At 64.5% G+C, this 3,997-nt stretch carries 4 protein-coding genes; 3 read left to right on the forward strand and 1 reads right to left on the reverse strand.

Going from position 1 to position 3,997, the window contains the following annotated elements; all coding sequences use genetic code 11:
• Positions 1 to 400 precede the first annotated feature (400 nt).
• From WB785_RS06835 to WB785_RS06845, 3 genes are all read left to right on the forward strand, one after another.
• Complete coding sequence (locus WB785_RS06835) at positions 401 to 892, forward strand: polyketide cyclase (protein WP_424078038.1); 492 nt, start codon at positions 401 to 403, stop codon at positions 890 to 892.
• Positions 893 to 966: 74 nt separating this feature from the next.
• Complete coding sequence (locus tag WB785_RS06840; protein WP_424078039.1) at positions 967 to 2,196, forward strand: M24 family metallopeptidase; 1,230 nt, start codon at positions 967 to 969, stop codon at positions 2,194 to 2,196.
• The gene (locus WB785_RS06845) at positions 2,186 to 3,307 is read left to right on the forward strand and encodes a M24 family metallopeptidase (protein ID WP_424078041.1); all 1,122 of its coding nucleotides are present in this window, start codon (positions 2,186 to 2,188) and stop codon (positions 3,305 to 3,307) included. Before WB785_RS06840 ends, WB785_RS06845 begins: the two co-directional genes overlap by 11 nt.
• A gap of 9 nt (positions 3,308 to 3,316) precedes the next feature.
• Here the strand turns inward: WB785_RS06845 and WB785_RS06850 are convergent.
• Positions 3,317 to 3,997, reverse strand: a 681-nt coding sequence (locus WB785_RS06850; protein WP_424078042.1) for an SDR family NAD(P)-dependent oxidoreductase, incomplete at its 5' end; no start/stop codon positions are given.

The raw sequence follows: 3,997 nt of genomic DNA on the forward strand, positions 1-3,997 counted from the left end.
AGGCAAGGACGGTCTGGAAGTCAACGCGCCGAGCCGTCCAGGTCAGTGTGTTGCCTTGACGGGTCACGTTCGCGGAGCGGTCAACTGTATGTAGGCCGCAGGGGTCGCCCAGCGGGTGCATCACTTAGGTACCGTCGATCGACGGTTGCGAGCCCGGTCCGGCCCTGGGTGCGGGTTGGGGCGGCGCGACGGTTTGGTCGTGTGGAGTGTGGTCGGTCCCGGTGGTGCCCCGCGGCCCAGCAACTCGATCAGCCGGTACTGCCCGAACGGCGTCCCGTCCACATCGGCCTCCTGCCAGCCGCGGTTCAGCAAACGATAAGCCGCGGCCACGGATTCGCGGGCCGAAAGACAACTGATAGCCGCTTGATGATTTTTCCGGCCTACCGCAGTCTGTATTGGCATGACAAACGACACCATGATCACCACGCTCACCATTCCCACACCGGCCGAGACGGTATTCGATGTGCTGGCGGACCCGACGACCCACTCCGCCATCGACGGGACCGGTTGGGTAGGAGAAGCCGTCGACCGCGAGCCTTTGACGGGCGCCGGCCAAATCTTCAGGGTCGCGATGTATCACGACGGCCACCCCAACAAGAACTACGAGATGGCCAACAAGGTGCTCGTCTGCGACCGTCCACACGCCATTGCCTGGGAGCCCGGCCAAGACGCGGCAGGTGACGGCAACCTGTCATTCGGCGGCTGGATTTGGCGTTATGACATACGTAGCGTGGGATCGTCTGAAGCTCACGTCACCCTTACCTACGACTGGTCGGCGGTTGCGCCGAATCTCCGTGAGCACATTGGATTCCCGCCGTTCGATCCCACACATCTGGAGAATTCGCTGAAGCATCTCTGCGAGCTGGCCACGGCCCAAGGCGGCACCGGCTGAGTCCGCACGTGGTCGGCTTGTCCCGCCGAGCGCAGCGTGACATGGTGAGCGGGGGCAACATCAAGGATGTGTAGATGACGACTCCTCCGGCTGCACAATCCTTTCTCATCCCCGAGGCACCCGACTGGTCGCGGATGCGTCGCGAAACCGGCGCGCGGCTTCGATCGGTGATGGCCGACCACGGTGTCGATGCATTGATCCTGTTGATGAACGACAACGTGGTCTATGCCACGGGCGCCAGTTGGCCGGTGCTGGATGCCGGGCTGTCGCACGTCGAGCGGCCGGTGGCGATCGTGCTTGCCGCCGACGAGCATCCGCATTTGTTCTTACCGTTTCGCGAAGGAGCCGCGTCGGAATCCCAGCTGCCGAGGGATCATCTGCATGGACCGCTCTATCTTGAATTGGAAGAAGGTGTAGAGCATTTCGCGCGCGTGATCAGTGATCTGATCCCGCCGGGCGCCAGGGTCGCGGTCGATGAGATGACGGGGGAGATGCGCCGGGCCGCGGATCGGCTTTTCCCGAGTGGGCCGCCCTCGGATGCCGCGGTGCTGGTGGGAGCGGCCAACCTGGTCAAGACACCGGACCAGCTAGCTTGCCTGCGTAAAGCCACTCGCATCACCGAGCAGGCCATGATCGATGTGCAAAAGCAGTTGGCGCCGGGCGTGCGACAAACCGACCTGTCAGCCAGGCTGGTGCGCAGGGCATTCGAACTCGGCGCGACAGCCAACATGCTCGAGGCGATCTGGCAGGTGATGCCGCCGTCGCGTGCCGAGGGGGTGTGGACCACACACAGCGACCTCGCGCTGCCGCTGCTGACCGCGGAACGCGAACTCGCCAAAGGTGACGTGCTGTGGACTGATGTCAGCATCAGCTACGCCGGGTACTGTTCGGATTTCGGTCGAACGTGGGTGGTCGGCGACGAGCCGTCAGCGCGCCAGCAGGAGCAGTTCGACAAGTGGCGCCATATCGTCGACGCGGTTCTGAATGTGACGAAAGCCGGTGCCACATCAGGTGATCTGGCTCGGGCCGCGATCGCTGCCAACGACGGCAGCAAGCCGTGGCTGCCCCATCTCTACCTCGGACACGGCATCGGCACGTTCCCCGCCGAACCGCCGATGATCGGAACTGATCTGGGCGAAGAGTACGACGACAACTTCGTATTTCCGGTCGGCATGGTGCTGGTGCTGGAGCCGGTGGTGTGGGAAGACGGCACCGGCGGCTACCGCAGTGAGGAGATCGTGGTGATCACCGAAGACGGCTTCATCCCGATTACCGACTACCCCTATACGCCTTATGGGCACTGAGATTTCGCCGGACGGCGCAGCGTTACGGCTGGGTCGTCGCCAACGGGCACTGGCGCAGATGGAAGCTCACAATATCGACGTCCTGGTGCTCGGGCGACAAGCCAATGTTCGTTATGCCACCGGGGCGCCGCAATTATGGATCGCCGGGACGCGGCCATTCGGACCGGTCTGCGTTGTCGTACGTGCCACCGGCGAAATCTATTTGAACAGCACTGCCGACGAGGGCATCCCCGAGGAGATCGGCCGTGACCGGCTCTACGGTCTGGCCTGGAACCCGATGACGCTTATCACGGTGTTGAAGAACATCGACGGGGCATCGCAGGCCCGGCGGGTCGGAACCGACACGCTGTCACCGACTTTCGCCAAGCTGCTGCCGATGGCGTTTCCGAACGCCGAACTCGTCGACGGCGAAGTGGCCATGCGGGCAGCGCGGCGGATCAAGACGCCCGACGAAATGGCGGCGATGGACGCCGCCCTGCGCATCGCCGAAGCGGGAGTCGCTGCCGCCGTGGCGGAGTTGCGGCCCGGGCTTTCCGAGCAGACGTTAGCGGGTGCGGTACTGGAGGCGATGGCCGCGGGTGGGGTGAGCACGCCGGCCACCCAGGACGCCGCATGGGTGACTTCTTCCGAACACCCTTGGCGGCGTACCAAAGGCGACGGCCTGGTGGGTTCCGGTGATTTGGTTGTGTTCGTCGCTGGAGCACTTGCCAACGGCTACGTCGGGGAGGTGGGCCGGACCTGGCCGGCGGGCGATACCCACAACGGGTCGACTCGCAAGCTCTATAAGCGCTCGAACGCATTGTGGGACAGGCTGATCGCCGCCTGCCATCCCGGTGCGCGGGCCAGTGAGTTGCTCGCGGCTTACGACCTGGCCGGCGAGCCGCTGCCGCCGATGACCGTCGCGCACGGGCTGGGGCTGGGCTTCGATCCGCCGGTGATCTCGCGGCAGCTTCCGGCTACCGCCGAACGTGAACATCTGGATCCGGGGATGGTGTTAGCGCTTACCGGCTACGTGTGGCAGGAAGGCCTCGGCGCGGTCCTTCACCGCGATACGGTCGTCATCACTGATAGCGGACCAGAGTTGCTGACCGCTAGCCCGGTGTGGCAGTAGCCTTTTCGATCACCAGGTCTGTTCGGCGGCGCGAACCAACATGTGGTTGACGGCAACTCTGCGATCACGGGTGACCATGTACAGCACCGCGTCGGCGATGTCTTCGGGCGCCAACTTCACCATGTCGGCAGTCTGACGATTGAATGCCTCGCGCGATTCCGGGGACAGCTGATTGCTGATTTCGGTGTCGACCGTGCCCGGCCCTACCACGCCGACCCGAACTCGCTTGCCCAGCAGCTCTTGTCGGATGCCCTCGCTGAACGCATTTACCCCGAATTTGGTCAGCGAATAAACGGCGGTGTTCGGTCGGGCGACCCACCCCGCGGTGGAACTGATGGTGACCAGATCGGCGACGCCGCGGGATGAATCCGTGGCCGCAGCGATGAGGTGGGGGACCGTGGCGCGGGTGACGTACAAGACGCCCTGCACATTGACCCGCACCAGATCGTCCCAATCCTGCAGTGGCGCTTCGGCAGCGGGTGCCACCCGCATCAGCCCGGCATTGTTCACGACGGTATCGAGACGTCCCAGCTCGCCGACAATCCGCTGCACCGCCGCTGCCACCTGCTCGGCGTCAGTCACATCGGCGGGCACCGCCAGCGCAGTGCCGCCTGCGGATTCGATTTCGGCCTTGAGTTCGTCGAGCCGATCAACCCGACGGGCGACAAGGGCGATCGCGGCGCCCTCCGC

The organism is Mycobacterium sp. (assembly GCF_049585075.1).
Lineage (GTDB): Bacteria > Actinomycetota > Actinomycetes > Mycobacteriales > Mycobacteriaceae > Mycobacterium.

Excerpts from the sequence above, each read along its gene's own strand:
- WB785_RS06835 (WP_424078038.1), top strand. The coding sequence starts at position 401 with ATGACAAACGACACCATGATCACCACGCTCACCATTCCCACACCGGCC.
- WB785_RS06840 (WP_424078039.1), top strand. The coding sequence starts at position 967 with ATGACGACTCCTCCGGCTGCACAATCCTTTCTCATCCCCGAGGCACCC.
- WB785_RS06845 (WP_424078041.1), top strand. The coding sequence starts at position 2,186 with ATGGGCACTGAGATTTCGCCGGACGGCGCAGCGTTACGGCTGGGTCGT.